The organism is Curtobacterium sp. MCSS17_005 (assembly GCF_003234225.2).
Lineage (GTDB): Bacteria > Actinomycetota > Actinomycetes > Actinomycetales > Microbacteriaceae > Curtobacterium > Curtobacterium flaccumfaciens.
In genome coordinates, this window is record NZ_CP126258.1 from 2,328,203 (window position 1) to 2,344,462 (window position 16,260).

The 16,260-nt window shown below is 70.9% G+C and carries 14 protein-coding genes; 8 read left to right on the forward strand and 6 right to left on the reverse strand.

Going from position 1 to position 16,260, the window contains the following annotated elements:
• The first annotated feature begins 68 nt into the window (after positions 1-68).
• Entirely contained in the window at positions 69-740 is a 672-nt protein-coding gene (locus DEJ20_RS11175; RefSeq protein ID WP_017888182.1) for a response regulator transcription factor, read from the forward strand.
• A gap of 171 nt (positions 741-911) precedes the next feature.
• On the opposite strand, the gene DEJ20_RS11180 is transcribed toward DEJ20_RS11175, so the two are convergent.
• Together DEJ20_RS11180 and DEJ20_RS11185 are read right to left on the reverse strand one after the other, a co-directional pair.
• Positions 912-2,177, reverse strand: a complete 1,266-nt coding sequence (locus DEJ20_RS11180) for an MFS transporter (RefSeq protein ID WP_111236566.1) — start codon at positions 2,175-2,177, stop codon at positions 912-914.
• A gap of 124 nt (positions 2,178-2,301) precedes the next feature.
• A complete protein-coding gene (locus DEJ20_RS11185) occupies positions 2,302-2,481 on the reverse strand; it encodes a hypothetical protein (RefSeq protein WP_071404570.1) in 180 nt (59 codons plus the stop codon).
• 128 nt (positions 2,482-2,609) lie between these two features.
• On the opposite strand from DEJ20_RS11185, the gene DEJ20_RS11190 reads away from it, so the two are divergent.
• Positions 2,610-2,798 (forward strand): hypothetical protein, encoded by a 189-nt coding sequence (locus DEJ20_RS11190; RefSeq protein ID WP_146243492.1) that lies wholly within the window; start codon positions 2,610-2,612, stop codon positions 2,796-2,798.
• Positions 2,799-2,801: 3 nt separating this feature from the next.
• Here DEJ20_RS11190 and DEJ20_RS11195 read toward each other — a convergent pair whose 3' ends face one another.
• Complete coding sequence (locus tag DEJ20_RS11195) at positions 2,802-3,110, reverse strand: thiamine-binding protein (RefSeq protein WP_111236565.1); 309 nt, start codon at positions 3,108-3,110, stop codon at positions 2,802-2,804.
• A complete protein-coding gene (locus DEJ20_RS11200) occupies positions 3,107-4,420 on the reverse strand; it encodes a glycosyltransferase 87 family protein (RefSeq protein ID WP_111236564.1) in 1,314 nt (437 codons plus the stop codon). Before DEJ20_RS11200 ends, DEJ20_RS11195 begins: the two co-directional genes overlap by 4 nt.
• A gap of 83 nt (positions 4,421-4,503) precedes the next feature.
• Between DEJ20_RS11200 and DEJ20_RS11205 the strand changes: the two genes are divergently transcribed.
• A complete protein-coding gene (locus DEJ20_RS11205; RefSeq protein ID WP_111236563.1) occupies positions 4,504-5,214 on the forward strand; it encodes a YceI family protein in 711 nt (236 codons plus the stop codon).
• A 360-nt stretch (positions 5,215-5,574) separates the two neighbouring features.
• Here the strand turns inward: DEJ20_RS11205 and DEJ20_RS11210 are convergent, their stop codons facing one another.
• Positions 5,575-6,435 carry an ADP-dependent NAD(P)H-hydrate dehydratase gene (locus DEJ20_RS11210; protein WP_111236562.1) on the reverse strand — a complete coding sequence of 287 codons (861 nt, stop codon included), beginning with the start codon at positions 6,433-6,435 and terminating at the stop codon, positions 5,575-5,577.
• Between the two features lie 24 nt (positions 6,436-6,459).
• Between DEJ20_RS11210 and DEJ20_RS11215 the strand changes: the two genes are divergently transcribed.
• The 4 genes from DEJ20_RS11215 to DEJ20_RS11230 all read left to right on the forward strand — a co-directional run bounded on the left by DEJ20_RS11215 (position 6,460) and on the right by DEJ20_RS11230 (position 10,775).
• Entirely contained in the window at positions 6,460-7,092 is a 633-nt protein-coding gene (locus tag DEJ20_RS11215) for an HAD family hydrolase (RefSeq protein WP_146245501.1), read from the forward strand.
• Between the two features lie 9 nt (positions 7,093-7,101).
• A complete protein-coding gene (locus DEJ20_RS11220) occupies positions 7,102-8,184 on the forward strand; it encodes an NADH:flavin oxidoreductase/NADH oxidase (protein WP_111236560.1) in 1,083 nt (360 codons plus the stop codon).
• A 156-nt stretch (positions 8,185-8,340) separates the two neighbouring features.
• Positions 8,341-9,741, forward strand: coding sequence for a hemolysin family protein (locus tag DEJ20_RS11225; protein WP_111087819.1), 1,401 nt, complete (start codon positions 8,341-8,343; stop codon positions 9,739-9,741).
• Entirely contained in the window at positions 9,738-10,775 is a 1,038-nt protein-coding gene (locus DEJ20_RS11230) for a hemolysin family protein (protein ID WP_027465832.1), read from the forward strand. The genes DEJ20_RS11225 and DEJ20_RS11230 overlap by 4 nt, the downstream gene beginning before the upstream one ends.
• 96 nt (positions 10,776-10,871) lie before the next feature.
• Here the strand turns inward: DEJ20_RS11230 and guaB1 are convergent, their stop codons facing one another.
• Entirely contained in the window at positions 10,872-12,311 is a 1,440-nt protein-coding gene (gene guaB1 / locus DEJ20_RS11235) for a GMP reductase (protein ID WP_111236559.1), read from the reverse strand.
• A gap of 177 nt (positions 12,312-12,488) precedes the next feature.
• Between guaB1 and DEJ20_RS11240 the strand changes: the two genes are divergently transcribed.
• A complete protein-coding gene (locus DEJ20_RS11240) occupies positions 12,489-16,250 on the forward strand; it encodes a multifunctional oxoglutarate decarboxylase/oxoglutarate dehydrogenase thiamine pyrophosphate-binding subunit/dihydrolipoyllysine-residue succinyltransferase subunit (RefSeq protein ID WP_181431651.1) in 3,762 nt (1,253 codons plus the stop codon).
• Positions 16,251-16,260: the final 10 nt, after the last annotated feature.

The window sequence follows — 16,260 nt, forward strand, 5'->3', positions numbered from 1 at the left end:
CTCACCGACTTCCGGCCCGCATCCTCCTAGGATCGGCCGTGCAATCCGCACCGAGAAAGGACGCCAGCATGGCGACTCCAGAGGAACCGATCCGACTCGCACTGGTCGACGACCACAGGATGCTCCTCGGCGCGCTCACGGAGTGGATCCGGAACGCCGCCGACGACATCACCCTGGTGGCGGCCGTCACGACCTGGCCCGAGCTCCTGACGAGCCCGGCGTTCCCGGTCGACGTGGTGCTGCTGGACCTGGACCTCAAGGACTCCATCCCGGTGTCGTTGAAGATCTCGACGCTCAAGACCGCGGGCGTCAAGACCGTCGTGATGAGCACGTACTCGGAGCCGAACGTCGTGCGCGAGGCCCTCGGCGCCGGCGCCCTCGGGTACCTGGTCAAGAGCGAGGACGCGGACATGATCGTCGAGGCGATCCGCTCCGCCCAGCGCGGCGAGCAGTACGTCTCGGCCGAACTCGACCTCGCCATCAACAGCGGCGACGTCGGCGGTGTCCCGAAGCTCAGCGCCCAGGAGCGTCGCGTGATGGCCCTGTACGGCGGTGGCGAGCCCGTCAAGAGCGTCGCCTACCAGCTCGGCATCTCCGAGGAGACCGCGAAGAGCTACCTCAAGCGCATCCGCGAGAAGTACCGCGTCGCGGGCTTCGACGTGGGCACGAAGGTGGCGCTCCGGAAGCGTGCGATCACCGACGGCATCATCGTGCAGGACGGCAGCCCCCTGGGGCTCTAGCGACTGCTGCGCTTCGCTTCGCTTCGTGAGCAGCAATGGTCGGGTCCCGTCACGGGACCCGACCATTGCTGCTCACCATGTGCGGTGGCCGCGCCGCACGACGGACGGGAGGCCCGTGGCGGCGTCGCCACGGGCCTCCCGTCCGGTGGGTGCGTGCGTGCACCCCGCGTGTCAGGCCGTCGGGACCGGTGCGGTGATCGGACCGGTGGAGGGTGACGAGGAGCGGACCGCGGCACGACGGGTGCTCCGCCGCTCGACCGCGTAGCTGACCATCGTCACCAGGACGCCGAGCAGCGCCAGGCCGATGCCGAGCCAGCCCGGTGCGAGGAACCCGAAGCCGGCCGCGATGACCGCGCCGCCCAGGGCCGCACCGATCGAGTTGCCGATGTTGAACGCCGAGTGGTTCAGCGCCGCCGCGATCGTGCGGGCGTCCCCGGCGACGTCCATCAGGCGCGACTGCACCGCCGGCGGGATCGCCGACGAGGTCGCCCCGAGCAGGAACGCGCCGAGCAGCATGCCCCAAAGCCACTGCGCCGTCAGGACGGTGATGAGCAGGGCGCCGATGAGCGCGAACATGCCGACGTAGATCGTGCGCTTCACGCTGTGGTCGGCCAGGTGTCCGCCGAGCACCCCGCCGACGACCATGCCGATGCCCACGACGACGAGCACGATCGGCACGAACGACTCGGGCATCCCGGTGACGTTCTGCACGAGCGGCGAGATGTACGAGTACACCGCGAAGAACCCGCCGAACCCGACAGCACCGAGGCCCATCACGATCCACACCTGCGGCACGCGGAACGCCCGGAGCTCACGGCCGATCGTGGCGTGCTCGTCGCGGGCGCTCTTCGGCACGAAGGCCGCGATGGCCAGGAACGTCAGGGCGAACAGCGCGGCGACGACGCCGTAGGCGACCCGCCACCCGGCGACCTGTCCGACCCACGTGATCGCCGGGACCCCGACGACGTTCGCGACCGACAGGCCGAGCAGCACCATGGCGATGCCCTTGCCGCGCTTGCCCGGGCCCATCATGTCGCCGGCGACGATCGACGCGATGCCGAAGTAGGCGCCGTGCGGCAGACCCGCGACGAAGCGGGCGACGAGCACCAGACCGAACGAGGGCAGCAGCGCGCTGGCGATCGTCGCGACGACGAACCCGACGAGCAGCACGAGGATCAGGCCCTTGCGCGGGAACCGGGCCGACATCGCCGCGATGGTCGGCGCACCGACGACGACCCCGAGGGCGTAGGCGCTGACGAGCCAGCCGGCGTGGGCGATCCCCGCGTCGGGGTCGATGCCGTACTGCTCGGGGAGCAGGGCCTGCGCGATGTTCGGCAGCAGCCCCATCGCGACGAACTCGGTCGAGCCGATGGCGAACCCGCCGAGGGCGAGCGAGATGAGCGCGAGGGTGCGACGCGCAGGCGTGAGCTGTGACATGGGGCCTGTTCTCGTGCGGGCGGAGCGGGACGACGGTGCAGCACCCCACCGGACGGGGCGGCCGTGATGTCCTGGTCTATCGAGTGTAGACCGCTCCAACGGACCAGCGAAAGCCCGCTGGAGCTCAGGCCGCCTGGCGCTCCGGGGTGCGGGTCCGTGCGGGGGCCTGCTCGGGCAGCTCGTCGCGGTGCACCCATCCGGTGCCGCACTCCGCGCAGGTCGCCCAGGCGTTCTCGCCCTGTTCGTCCGTGTCGATGACGACCGTTCGCAGGTCGCAGTCGGGGCACCAGCCGTCGTGCATCATCACGCGCTCCTCATCGTCGTCTCGCAGGCCACCGGAAGTGGCTCGATGCAGACCATGAGACACCCGGCCACCGACATCCGAGGGACCGCTCCGGCGTGTCGGTCGACGCTGCGGTGCAGGATGACGACGTGCCCACCGTCACGACCGTCCTGGCCTCCTGCGCCGCCGGCGCGCCCGCGAACTGCGAGGACGTCACCGACCCACTCGGGATCGTCGTCGTCGTGGTGTTCGCGGTCGCCGGCCTCGTCCTGCTGACGGTCGCCGCGGTCCTCGGCACCGACCCCCGTCGCCGCAGGCGTCCGCGTCGGCGCCGCTGACCACTACTCGCCGAGCGCGGCCTCGAGCCGTTCGAGCTTGCCGTCGATCTCGCCGGTGTGCCCGGGTCGGATGTCGGCCTTGAGCACGAGCGACACCCGCGTGCCGTACGCGCCGACGGCCTCGGTGGCACGCTTGACGACGTCCATGACCTCGTCCCACTCCCCCTCGATCTCGGTGAACATCGACGAGGTGCGATTCGCCAGCCCGCTCTCGCGCACCACGCGCACGGCGGCCGCGACGGCGTCGTGCACGGACCCGTCGGACGTTGCAGCGGGACCACCGGACGGAGCGACGGAGAAGGCGACGATCATGCGTCCATCCTGCCCGGCTCGGGCTGGTCGCGCACGGACGGCGACGAGCGCGCCGACACCCGTCCGGACCCCGCAGCCCGCCCCATCCGCACCAGCACGACGACGCTCCACACCAGGATCGCCACCTCGAGCACGTTCCGGACCGTGAGCACCACGAGGATCCACGGCTGCACGCCGAGCAACTGGTCGTAGTAGCCCGGGTAGATCACCTGCGTGAGCAGGGCCATCGGCAGCGCGGTCACGGCGATCGGCACGAACCGGCGCGCACTGGGGGTGCCGGCGGCGAGCCCCCACACGATCGGCACCGCGAACCAGCCGATGTACTGCGGCGACCCCACCTTGTTCGTCGCGATGAGCGCGGCCACGAGCAGCAGCGCGAGCACCGGCGCGAGCTCGGCCCGACGGGCACCCCGGCGCGCGGCCCAGAGCGCGAGCACGACCCCGGCCACCACGACGACGGCCATCAGCGGCGTCGACACCGCGGCGGCGGCGGACGTGCCGGCACCGGACACCTCGAAGGTCAGGATCTCCTGGTCGTAGAACACCGCCGCTCCGGGGACGCCGAAGGCCGCGGCCCACATGAAGGGCGTCGCGAGCGGTGACTCGATCTGCAGCGCACGGCCGGTCTGCTCACCGACGAAGGACAGCAGGTACGGCGCACCGCCCCACAGCACGTCGACGAGCACGATCAGGGCGCTCAGCACCAGGGCTCCGGCGAGCACACCCCGGCGGTGTCCCCGGCGCACGAGCAGCAGCACCGCGACGAGCGCCGCGGGCCACACCTTCGTCCACGCGCCGGCGGTGAAGAGCGCGGAGGCGACGGCCGGCCTCGAGGCGACGAACGCCACGCCCACCAGCGCGAACACCGTCGCGACGGTGTCGATCCGACCGAGCGCGATCGGCCCGAGCGCGAGCAGGAACAGCAGCCACCACCAGACGACCCGCACGCCGTGCACGCCGAAGCGGTCGGACGACCCCACGCGCGCCCGGAACCGCCACAGGAACGCGCACGCCACGGCATCGAGCAGCACCATCAGCAGCAGCCAGCCGGTACCGATCGACGCGACGCCCCCGAGCGCCGCTGCCGCCATCGGCACGATCGCCAGGATCGGGTACACCCATGCGCCGTCGATACCGACCCAGAAGTCAGCGGTCCGCCCGGTCTCGATCCAGCGGCTGTAGGTGATCGTCACGTCACCGAGCGGCAGGTTCGCCGACACGAGGGTCAGCCACCACAGGAACCCGTGCACGGCGACGAACGCCAGGACGAAGCCGGCGAGTTCGAGCCACCGGGTCGAGGTCCTCTGCACCGGACGAGCGTAGCGGCCGGACCGAGGGCGATCGCTGCCACGGACTCAGGGTCTCCCGAGCATGACGTGTCACCGTTTTGCTCGTGACCTCCGACACCCCGCGCAAGCGCCGCAAGGCCGTCATCTGGATCTCCCTCATCGCCGCCGTCGTCGTCCTCGGCGTCGTGGGCGCGGTGGTCTTCACGAACGTCTACACGAGCAACGAGAACGCGAAGGCCTCGGCCGCGCCGTCCGTCGCCGCCACCCGTGAGGCCTCCACCCTCGACGACACGGACCTGTCCGGCGAGTGGACGGTCGGCGGCGACTCGGAGGCCGGGTACCGCGTCCACGAGGTCCTGAACGGCTCCGACGTCACCGTCACCGGCCGCACCGACAGCGTCTCCGGCACCGCGACCGTCGACGGAACGAGCATCACCGCCGCGAAGATCGCGGTGCAGGTCGCCGACATCACCACCGACTCCGACCAGCGCGACGCCTACTTCCGCGACTCCGCGATGGACGCCGCGGCCTTCCCCGAGGCCACCTTCGAACTCACCGGTCCGATCGCCGACGCGGTCCCGAGCGGCTCCGACACGACGACCGTGACGGCTTCGGGGAAGCTCACCCTGCACGGCGTCACGAAGGCCGTCACCGCGAAGCTGCAGGTCGGTCTGAACGGCGACGGCGTCGACATCTCCGGTTCCGTCCCGATCACCTTCTCGGACTACGGCGTGCAGGCCCCGAGCCTCGGGTTCGTCAAGGTCGACGACGACGGTTCCGTCGAGTTCCTGGTGCACGCGACCCCCGCGAGCTGACGTCCGCGACGCGCGTCACGCCCGTGACGTGACCGCCGACGGCCTGGAGGCGCGTGGCGACCCCGCCACGCGCCTCCCGTCCGTCCCACGCTCGCGTCGACAACAAGCGACACCACCGATGTCGTACGACACCGACACTGTCGTCACCCCGCGCACGTGACTGTGCGCGCCTGCAAGGAGCGACGAACCAGACGTCGTACGACACCGACACTGTCGTCACCCCGCGCCCGCAACGAACGACGAAGCCGATGTCGTACGACCTCGACGCTGTCGCTCCCACGCACCCGCAACAGTCCGCGCCTGCAACGAACGACGAAGCCGATGTCGTACGACGTCGACACCGTCGTTCCACGTCGCCGACTAGCCGCGCGCGTCGCCGTCCACCACTAGGTCCCGCACGACCCCCGGCAGCTCGGCGATGAGCGTCGTCATCGGGAACGGTCCGCCACCGGACGCCCGCCGCGCCGCGAGTCCGTGCACCACCGCGGCCGACGCGGCCAGGTGGGCGAGGTCCGACGGGGCGAGCGACGACCCGGCCGCCTCGACGGAGCCCTGCCGCGCGGCGACGAGCGCCCCGAGCACCCCGCCGAGCACGTCCCCGGCACCGGCCGCCGCGAGCCACGGCGTCGCAGATGCAGCGACGAGCCGCACCGACCCGTCCGGGGTGACCACGTGCGTCCGCTCCCCCTTGAGCAGCACGACGCTGCCGGTCTGCTCGGCCGCGCGGAGCGCCGCGGCGGCCGGGTCCTGCTCGATCTCGGCGCGATCGGCTCCCAGGAACGAAGCCAGCTCACCGGCGTGCGGGGTGAGCACGGCGAGCGACCCGAGGTCGACGAGCGGGATCGCCCCGGCGTCGACGACGACCGGCACGCCGTCGTCGGAGGCGTGCGAGAAGCCCGACGCCGTCGTCTCGTCCAGGTCAGCGAGCGACGGCGCCGAGATGCCGGAGCCGACGAGCCAGGCCTGCACGCGGCCGACGCCGGACACGACCTCGGGGCGGCGGGTGAGCACGTGGTCGGTGGCGCGTGACGGTCCGACGTACCGGACCATGCCGACGCCGGTGTGCACGGCGGCGTCGACCCCGAGCACCGCGGCGCCGGGGTACTGGTCGGAGCCGGTCGCGACGCCGAGGACCCCGCGGCGGTACTTGGTGGACTCCCCCGTCGGGGCGGTGACCCACGCGGCGGCATCGGACGGTCGGACGGGCACGAAGTCGTTCACCGGCCCCACGTTACGGTGGAGCACATGAGCCTGTTCCTGCCTGGTCGCGTGGTGGTCTTCGACTACGGCGAGGTGATCAGCCGGACGCCGCACGCCTCGCGGGACGCCCTCGTGGCCGCCACCGGGGTCCCGGCCGACGAGCTGTTCCCGGTGTACCAGGAGCTCCGGCACGACCTGGACCGCGGCGACCTGTCCGTCGTGGCGTACTGGCGTGCGATCGCGGAACGGACCGGACGGACCTGGAGCATCTCCGAGATCCACCGGTTCTGGGCGATCGACTTCACCGGGTGGTTCGAGGTCGAGCCGGAGACCCTCGAGATCGTCGAGGAGCTGCACGACGCCGGCACCCGTGTCGCCCTGCTCTCGAACGCGGGCTTCGACTTCGGCGACCCGTACCGCCGCTCCCCGATGGGCTCGTTGTTCGAGACCGTCGTGGTGAGCGCCGAGGAGCACGTCCTGAAGCCCGCGGCATCCATCTACCGCGACACCTGTGCGCGCTTGGGAATCGACCCGAGTCAGATGGTGTTCGTGGACAACAGGGCCGAGAACGCCACCGGTGCGGAAGCGATCGGGGCGGTCGGCCACCACTACACGTCGCCGGCGTCGCTGCGGTCGTTCCTGACGGAACTGGCCGAGGCGCCGGCACCCGTCCTCTGAGGAGCCCGCGTGACGCACGCCCTGTTCGACCCGATCACCGTCCGTGACCTGACCGTCCGCAACCGCATCTGGGTCTCCCCGATGTGCCAGTACTCGGTGGACCAGCAGGACGGCGTCCCGACGCCGTGGCACCTCGTGCACCTGGGCGGGTTCGCCAAGGGCGGCGCCGGCGCGGTCGTGGTCGAGGCGACGGGCGTCGTGCCCGAGGGACGGATCACCCCGCAGGACCTCGGGCTGTGGAACGACCAGCAGCGCGACGCGTTCAAGCCGATCGTCGACTTCCTGCACGAGCAGGGCGCCGCGGCGGGCATCCAGCTGGCGCACGCCGGTCGCAAGGCGTCGACCTACCGCCCCTGGGACACCACGCACGGCACCGTCCCCGCCGACCAGGGCGGCTGGACCACGGTCGCGCCGTCGGCCGTGGCCTTCGACGGCTACGACGTCCCGCGCGAGCTCGCGGTGGAGGACATCCGCGTCGTCGCCCTCGCCTTCGCGCAGTCCGCCCGCCGCGCGGTGGAGTCCGGGTTCGACCTGGTCGAGATCCACGCGGCCCACGGCTACCTGCTGCACCAGTTCCTCTCGCCGCTGAGCAACCAGCGCACCGACCAGTACGGCGGCTCGCTCGAAAACCGTGCCCGCGCGCTGCTCGAGGTCGTCGACGCCGTGCGGGCCGAGGTCGGCGAGGGCTTCCCGATCGTCGTCCGGTTCTCGGCCACCGACTGGGTCGACGGCGGACTCACGCTCGACGAGACCACCGTGGTCGCCCGCTGGGCCGCGGAGCACGGTGCCGACCTGGCCGACGTGTCCACCGGCGGCAACGTCGCGAGCGCGCCGATCCCGGTCGGCCCCGGCTACCAGGTGCCGCACGCGGCGGCGATCAAGCGCGACGCCGGCATCCCGACGATCGCCGTGGGCATGATCTCCGAGGCGTTCCAGGCCGAGCAGATCGTCGCGACCGGCCTGGCCGACGTCGTGATGATCGGTCGCGAGATGCTCCGCGACCCGTCGTTCGCGCTCCGTGCCGCCGTCGAACTCCGCGTGCCGGTCGACTACGAGCCGCAGCAGTACCACCGCGCGCGGATCACGGCCTAGGCGCGGTCGGTTCTGTACGGATTCACGGTCCAGCGACCGCGCAGGCAGTACGATTGGCAGCACTGTGGACGATCCCCCGAATAGTTCTTCGCCTCACTCATCCGCCGCTCACTCGGTGAGCTGCACGTCATCCCTGTGCGCGAACGGGGGTGAATCATGAGTCCGATCGACATCGTCATGCTGATCGGCGGCATCCTGCTGACCCTCGGCACGGGTGTCTTCGTCGCGTCCGAGTTCGCGCTGGTCAACCTCGACCGCGCCGACGTCGAAGCGCGGCGCGACCGCGGTGAAGCCGGCCTCGCACCGGTCATCGGCGCGCTGAAGGTCACCTCGACGCACCTGTCCAGCGCACAGCTCGGCATCACGCTGACCACGCTGCTGACCGGCTACCTGCTCGAACCCTCGATCGCGAAGCTGCTCGAGGCGCCGTTCCTGGCGATGAACCTGCCGGAGGGCATCGTCGAGACCGTCGGCTCGATCGTGGCGCTCGTCATCGCGACCCTGCTGTCGATGATCCTCGGCGAGCTCGTGCCGAAGAACTTCGCGCTCGCGCTGCCCCTGCAGACCGCCAGGCTCGTGGTCCCGCTGCAGATCGCGTTCACGACGGTCTTCAAGCCCGCCGTCGCGCTGCTGAACGGCACCGCGAACGCCGTGCTCCGGTCGCTGGGCATCGAGCCGCAGGAGGAACTCTCCGGTGCCCGCAGCGCCGAGGAACTCACCTCGCTGCTCCGCCGCTCGGCGTCGGAGGGCTCGCTCGAACAGGACACCGCGACGCTCCTCGAGCGCACCATCTCGTTCTCCGAGCTGAGCGCCAGCGACGTGATGACCCCGCGCCCGAGGCTCTCCACCATCCGCGTGTCCGAGTCCGCCGAGGACGTCATCGCCCTCGCCCGCAAGACCGGCTTCAGCCGCTTCCCCGTCATCGAGGAGGACGCGGACGACGTCGTCGGCATCGTGCACGTCAAGCAGGCCGTCGCCGTGCCGCGCGAGAAGCGTCCGGAGGTCCCCGTCGGGGCCCTCATGACCGACGCCGAACGCGTGCCGGAGACCATGCCCGGCGACACCCTGCTCGCCGAGGTCCGCGGTCGCGGCTACCAGATGGTCATCGTGGTCGACGAGTACGGCGGCACCGCCGGGGTCGTCACGCTCGAGGACCTGATCGAGGAGATCGTCGGCGAGGTCTCCGACGAGCACGACCGCGCCCGCATCGACGTGGTCCGCTCCCGCGACTGGCTGACCTTCCCCGGTCTGCTGCGTCCCGACGAGCTCGAGGACCGAGCCGGCGTGAAGGTGCCCGAGGAGGGCCCGTACGAGACCGTCGGCGGGTTCGTCATGTCGACGCTGGGCCGTCTGCCCGTCGTCGGCGACGAGGTGCCCCTGGACGGCGGCGTGTTCCGCGTCGAGCGGCTGGACGGCCGTCGGATCGACCGCATCCGCTGGACCCCGACGCGCCCGTCGACCGACACGGCGGCGACCGCGATCATCATCCCGTCCACCAAGAGCACCCCGACCACCACGAAGGCCGCGGCCACCACGACGAAGGGCAGCACCCGATGAGCTCCGACTGGTGGGGCATCTTCTGGCTCGTCGTCCTGTTGATGGGCAACGCGTACTTCGTCGCGGCCGAGTTCGCGGTCATCTCCGCACGCCGCTCGCAGATCGAGCCCCGCGCCGAAGAGGGCTCGAAGGCCGCGCAGATGACGCTGTGGGCGATGGAGCACGCCACCCGCATGCTCGCGACGACCCAGCTCGGCATCACGGTCTGCTCGCTGCTCATCCTGAACGTGTCCGAGCCGGCGATCCACCACCTGCTCGAGGTCCCGCTGCACCTGACGGGCTGGAGTGCCGAGGTGATCGGCACGGTGGCCTTCGTGTTCACGCTGCTGCTCGTGTCGTTCCTGCACGTGGTTTTCGGCGAGATGGTGCCGAAGAACATCTCGTTCTCGATGCCGGACCGCGCCGCACTGCTGCTCGTCCCGACGCTCTGGTACATCGGCCACGGCCTGCACTGGGTCATCGTCGGCCTGAACGAGGTCGCGAACGCCGTGCTGCGGCTGTTCCGCGTCGAGCCCAAGGACGAAGCGGTGAGCGCGTTCACGGTGGAGGAGGTGCAGACCATCGTGGAGCAGTCCCGCCGCGAGGGCACCCTGACCGACGACGGCAAACTCGCCCTGGCGTTCGAGTTCACCGAGAAGAAGGTCCGTGACGTCGCCGTGCCGATGGCCGAGCTCGTCACCCTGCCCGACGACGCCACCCCGGCCGACGTCGAGCACGCCGTGGCGCAGCGCGGGTTCTCCCGCTACGTGCTCGTCGGCGAGGACGGCTCCCCCACGGGCTACGTGCACGTGAAGGACGTCATTGACCTGCGGCCGGACGAGTTCGACGACCCGGTGCCGCCGAAGCGCATCCGTCAGCTCATCTCGCTGTACACCGAGATGGACCTCGAGGACGCGCTCGCGACCATGCGGGCCGCCGGGCGCCACGTGGCCCGCGCCTTCGACGCGGACGGCCGCACGATCGGCGTGCTGTTCCTCGAGGACATCCTCGAAGAACTGGTGGGCGAGGTCGAGGACGCGACCCGACGCCGGTAGACGCACCGGCAGACGGACGGGAGGCCCGTGGCGACACCGCCACGGGCCTCCCGTCCGTCTGTGGTCGCACCCAGAGCGACGCGCGCCCCGTCCGCGCTACCAGCTGACGGGCAGGGGCTTGCCTTCCTCGTACCCGGCGGCGGACTGGATGCCGACCAGCGCTCGCTCGGAGAACTCGGCGAGGGACGACGCGCCCGCGTAGGTGGCGGAGCTGCGGACGCCGGTGGTGATCATGTCGAGCAGGTCCTCGACGCTCGGGCGCTCCGGGTCGAGGTAGATCGTCGACGACGAGATCCCCTCGGCGAAGAGCGCCTTGCGGGCACGCTCGTACGGGTCGAGCCGCTCGAACCGCTCACGCACGGCCTTGGCCGACGCCATGCCCCAGCTCTCCTTGTACGCCTTGCCCGCGGAGTCGCGACGCAGGACACCCGGGGCCTCGAGCGTGCCGGCGAACCACGAGCCGATCATCACGGCGGACGCCCCGGCTGCCAGCGCGAGGGCGACGTCGCGCGGGTAGCGCACCCCGCCGTCCGCCCAGACGTGCGCGCCGAGGGAGCGGGCCGCCGCCGCGGTCTCGAGCACGGCGGAGAACTGCGGACGACCGACGGCCGTCATCATGCGGGTGGTGCACATGGCACCAGGGCCGACGCCGACCTTGATGATGTCCGCTCCGGCCCCGACCAGGTGTGCGACGGCGTCGGCGGTGACGACGTTGCCGGCGACGAGCGGGATGCCGAGCTGCAGCGACGCGACCGTGCGGAGTGCGCGGAGCATGCCGTCCTGGTGGCCGTGCGCGGTGTCGAGGACCAGGACGTCCACGCCCGCGGCTGCCAGTGCCTTCGCCTTGGCGGCGACGTCGCCGTTGATGCCGAGCGCGGCGGCGACCCGGAGCCGGCCGGAACCGTCGACGGCGGGCGTGTAGATGTCGGAGCGGATCGCGCTCGTCTGGCTCGTGGTGCCGACGACCCGGCCGTGCCGCATCACCGGCGCGAAGTCGACCTCGGCGGCCGAGAGCACGTCGTACACGTGCCGGGGCGTGCCGGCGTCCTCGGCGTCGATCGCGGTCGAGGCGCCGTGCAGCAGGTCACCGAGGACGGCGTCCGGGCCGGCGGTGCCGAGGCGGGTCGCGGGCACGCAGCCCAGGTACTCCCCGTCGGCGTCGCGGACGACCACACCACGGCCGGCCACCGGCAGGAGCTGCTCGAGGGCCTCGGCGACGGTGGTCTGCGCACCCATGTCGTAGGCGGTGTCGAAGTCGACCGGCTGGTCCTTCACCCAGCGGATCGCGGCGTCGAGGTCCTGCAGGTGCATGTCCTGCGGCAGCACGCCCAGACCACCGCGGCGGGCCAGGGTGGCGGCGAGCCGGGGGCCGGTGACGGAGTTCATGTTGGCGCTGACGATCGGGATCGTGGCACCGCTGCCGTCGTTCGCCGCGAGGTCGACGTCGAAGCGGCTCGTCACGCCGGAACGGCTCGGGACGAGGAAGACGTCGGAGTAGGTCAGGTCGTGCGTCGGCCGCGTCTCGTAGAACCTCATGCGCTCCACTGTACGGCTCCCGTCAGGGCCCCGACCGGGTGCTCGGGGGCTGCCGACTCGCGCCGCGGCTGACACGGAACGGACATGTCGGAGCGGCTAGGCTTGGCACCTGTGCGGCGCAGGGTTGCTCCGCACGACACACACGAGCATCTATCGACGGAGAGTGGGCGATCGGCTGTGTCGAGCCATCTGACCGGAACGGACGAGACCGCGGGCGAATTCGGGGCGAACGAGTGGCTCGTCGACGAGCTCTACGAGCAGTTCGTCGCGGACAAGGAGTCGGTCGACAAGTCCTGGTGGCCGGTCCTCGAGAGCTACCACCGCACGCAGGTCGGTGACGCTCCGGCTCCGGCGGACTCCCCCGCGCAGCAGGCGCCGGCACAGCAGGGACCGGCCCAGCAGCAGTCTTCGACACAGCAGCCGGCCACCGGGGACACCCCGGGCGAGGCGAAGTCGGGCCCGATCCAGGCGAAGACCACCTCGCGCCAGCCGGCCCCGCAGCCGATCCCGGCCGAGGCGAACGACGCCGCCGACGACCACGAGGAGACCCACGAGGACGTGGCGACCCCCCTCCGGGGCATGGCCAAGACGCTGGCGTCGAACATGGACGCCTCGCTGACGGTCCCGACCGCCACGAGCGTCCGGACCATCCCGGCGAAGCTGATGATCGACAACCGGATCGTCATCAACAACCACCTGCGACGCGCCCGCGGCGGCAAGATCTCCTTCACGCACCTGATCGGGTGGGCGATGGTGCAGGCGATCAAGGACTTCCCGAGCCAGAACGTCTTCTACGAGGAACGCGACGGCAAGCCGTTCGTCGTCGCCCCGGCGCACGTCAACCTCGGCATCGCGATCGACGTCCCGAAGAAGGACGGCACCCGCTCGCTCCTGGTGCCGAGCATCAAGCGCGCGGAGACCCTGACGTTCGGCCAGTTCCTCTCCGCCTACGAAGACCTCGTCAAGCGCGCCCGCGACAACAAGCTCACCCCGGCGGACTTCCAGGGCACGACGATCTCGCTCACCAACCCGGGTGGCATCGGCACGGTGCACTCGGTCCCGCGTCTGACGAAGGGGCAGGGCTCGATCATCGGAGCCGGGGCCCTCGAGTACCCGGCACAGTTCCAGGGCTCGGCGTCGAAGACCCTGGTCGAGCTCGGCATCGGCAAGACCATCACCCTGACGAGCACCTACGACCACCGCGTGATCCAGGGCGCCGGTTCGGGCGAGTACCTCAAGCACGTGCACGAGCGTCTGATCGGCGAGCACGGCTTCTACGACGGCATCTTCGCCGCGCTCCGGATCCCCTACAAGCCGATCCAGTGGGCGAACGACATCAACGTCGACCTGGCACACCGGGTGAACAAGACCGCGCGCGTGCAGGAGCTCATCAACAGCTTCCGCGTCCGTGGACACCTGATGGCCGACATCGATCCGCTCGAGTACCGCCAGCGCACGCACCCCGACCTCGAGATCGAGAGCCACGGGCTGACCTTCTGGGACCTCGACCGCGAGTTCGTCACCGGTGGGCTCGCCGGCACCACCTCGGCACCGCTGCGCGACGTCCTCGGGATCCTGCGCGACGCCTACTGCCGCACGGTCGGCATCGAGTACATGCACATCCAGGACCCGGAACAGCGTCGCTGGGTGCAGGAACGCATCGAGGTGCCGTACTCGAAGCCCTCGAAGGAAGAGCAGCTCCGCGTCCTCGGCAAGCTCAACGAGGCCGAGGCGTTCGAGACCTTCCTGCAGACCAAGTACGTCGGCCAGAAGCGCTTCTCGCTCGAGGGCGGCGAGTCCACCATCGCCTTCCTCGACACCCTGATCCAGCAAGCCGCCGGAGCCGGGCTGGCCGAGGTCGCGATCGGCATGGCTCACCGCGGCCGCCTCAACGTGCTGACGAACATCGCCGGCAAGACCTACGGGCAGATCTTCCGTGAGTTCGAGGGGTCCTCGCTGCCGGGCACGGTGTCCGGACAGGGCTCCGGCGACGTGAAGTACCACGTCGGCACCGAGGGCGTGTTCCGCACGTCCGACGGCTCGAGCATCCCGGTGACGATCGCCGCGAACCCGTCCCACCTCGAAGCCGTCGACGGCGTGCTCGAGGGCATCGTCCGCGCCAAGCAGGACCGCGAGGCCCCCGGCAGCTTCGGGGTGCTCCCCGTGCTCGTGCACGGCGACGCGGCGATGGCCGGCCAGGGTGTGGTCGTGGAGACGCTGCAGATGTCGCAGCTCCGCGGGTACCGCACCGGCGGCACGGTCCACCTCGTCATCAACAACCAGGTCGGGTTCACCACCCCGCCCGAGTCCGCGCGCAGCTCGGTGTACTCCACCGACGTCGCGAAGACGATCCAGGCGCCGATCTTCCACGTGAACGGTGACGACCCCGAGGCCGTCGCCCGCGTTGCCGAACTCGCCTTCGCGTACCGCGAGGAGTTCCACCGCGACGTCGTGATCGACCTGATCTGCTACCGCCGTCGTGGGCACAACGAGGGCGACGACCCCTCGATGACGCAGCCGCTGATGTACAACCTCATCGAGGCGAAGCGCTCCGTCCGCACGCTGTACACCGAGGCCCTCGTCGGCCGCGGTGACATCACGCAAGAGGAGTACGACGAGGCGCACCGCGACTTCCAGGACCGCCTGGAACGCGCCTTCGCCGAGACGCACGAGGCACAGACCGGCACCATCCCGGTCATCGAGGTCGACGACGACGGTGCGGTGCAGGGGCTCGAACGCCCGGCCGCGCAGCGCGACGACTCCGAGGTCGAGGTGCACGAGACCGCCGTGTCCGAAGAGCTCGTCCGGGCGATCGGCGACGCACACAGCAACCCGCCCGCCGGGTTCTCGATCCACCCGAAGCTGCAGCAGCTGCTGACCAAGCGCACCGAGATGACGCGCAACGGCGGCATCGACTGGGCGATGGCCGAGCTCATGGCGATCGGGTCGATCCTGGTCGAGGGCAAGCCCGTCCGCCTCGCCGGACAGGACGCCCGACGCGGCACGTTCGTCCAGCGCCAGTCGGTGTTCCACGACCGGGTGAACGGCCAGGAATGGCTGCCGCTGTCGAACCTCACCGAGGACCAGGCCCGGTTCTACGTGTACGACTCCCTGCTGAGCGAGTACGCGGCGATGGCGTTCGAGTACGGCTACTCGGTGGAGCGCCCCGAGTCCCTCGTGCTCTGGGAGGCACAGTTCGGCGACTTCGCGAACGGCGCCCAGATCGTCATCGATGAGTTCATCTCGTCCGCCGAGCAGAAGTGGGGGCAGCGCTCCGGCCTCGTCCTGCTGCTGCCGCACGGGTACGAGGGTCAGGGGCCGGACCACTCGTCGGCGCGCATCGAGCGCTACCTGCAGCTGTGCGCCGAGGACAACATGATCGTCGCGCGCCCGTCGACCCCGGCGTCGTACTTCCACCTGCTCCGCCGACAGGCCTGGGCCCGTCCGCAGAAGCCGCTCGTCGTGTTCTCCCCGAAGGCGATGCTCCGGCTCCGCCAGGCGACGAGCGCGGTCGAGGACTTCACGACGGGCACGTTCGAGCCCGTGCTGGACGACGCTCGGATCACCGACAAGGGTGCCGTGCGCCGCGTCGTGCTGCACTCCGGCAAGGTGCACCACGACCTGCGTGCCGAGGTCGACAAGCGCGGCATCACCGACGTCGCACTCGTCCGCCTCGAGCAGCTCGCCCCGCTCCCCCTCGACCGCATCCTCGAGGTCCTGGCGGGCTACCCGGACGCCGACGTCGTGTGGGCGCAGGAGGAGCCGGAGAACCAGGGCGCCTGGCCGTTCGTCTGCATGAACCTGTCACCGCACCTGGGCGGTCGCCCGTTGTCCGTCGCGGCCCGCTCGGCGAGTGCCGCACCGGCCACGGGGTCCTCGAAGCGCTCCGCGCAGGAGGCCGCCGACGTCATCGACACGGCGCTGAGCGCGTCGGCCTAGTCACGGGGAA

Bases quoted from the DNA above. Each gene is read 5' to 3' on its own strand.
- DEJ20_RS11175 (WP_017888182.1), top strand. From the start codon at position 69: ATGGCGACTCCAGAGGAACCGATCCGACTCGCACTGGTCGACGACCAC.
- DEJ20_RS11180 (WP_111236566.1), bottom strand. From the start codon at position 2,177: ATGTCACAGCTCACGCCTGCGCGTCGCACCCTCGCGCTCATCTCGCTC.
- DEJ20_RS11185 (WP_071404570.1), bottom strand. From the start codon at position 2,481: ATGATGCACGACGGCTGGTGCCCCGACTGCGACCTGCGAACGGTCGTC.
- DEJ20_RS11195 (WP_111236565.1), bottom strand. From the start codon at position 3,110: ATGATCGTCGCCTTCTCCGTCGCTCCGTCCGGTGGTCCCGCTGCAACG.
- DEJ20_RS11215 (WP_146245501.1), top strand. From the start codon at position 6,460: ATGAGCCTGTTCCTGCCTGGTCGCGTGGTGGTCTTCGACTACGGCGAG.
- DEJ20_RS11225 (WP_111087819.1), top strand. From the start codon at position 8,341: ATGAGTCCGATCGACATCGTCATGCTGATCGGCGGCATCCTGCTGACC.
- DEJ20_RS11230 (WP_027465832.1), top strand. From the start codon at position 9,738: ATGAGCTCCGACTGGTGGGGCATCTTCTGGCTCGTCGTCCTGTTGATG.
- guaB1 (WP_111236559.1), bottom strand. From the start codon at position 12,311: ATGAGGTTCTACGAGACGCGGCCGACGCACGACCTGACCTACTCCGAC.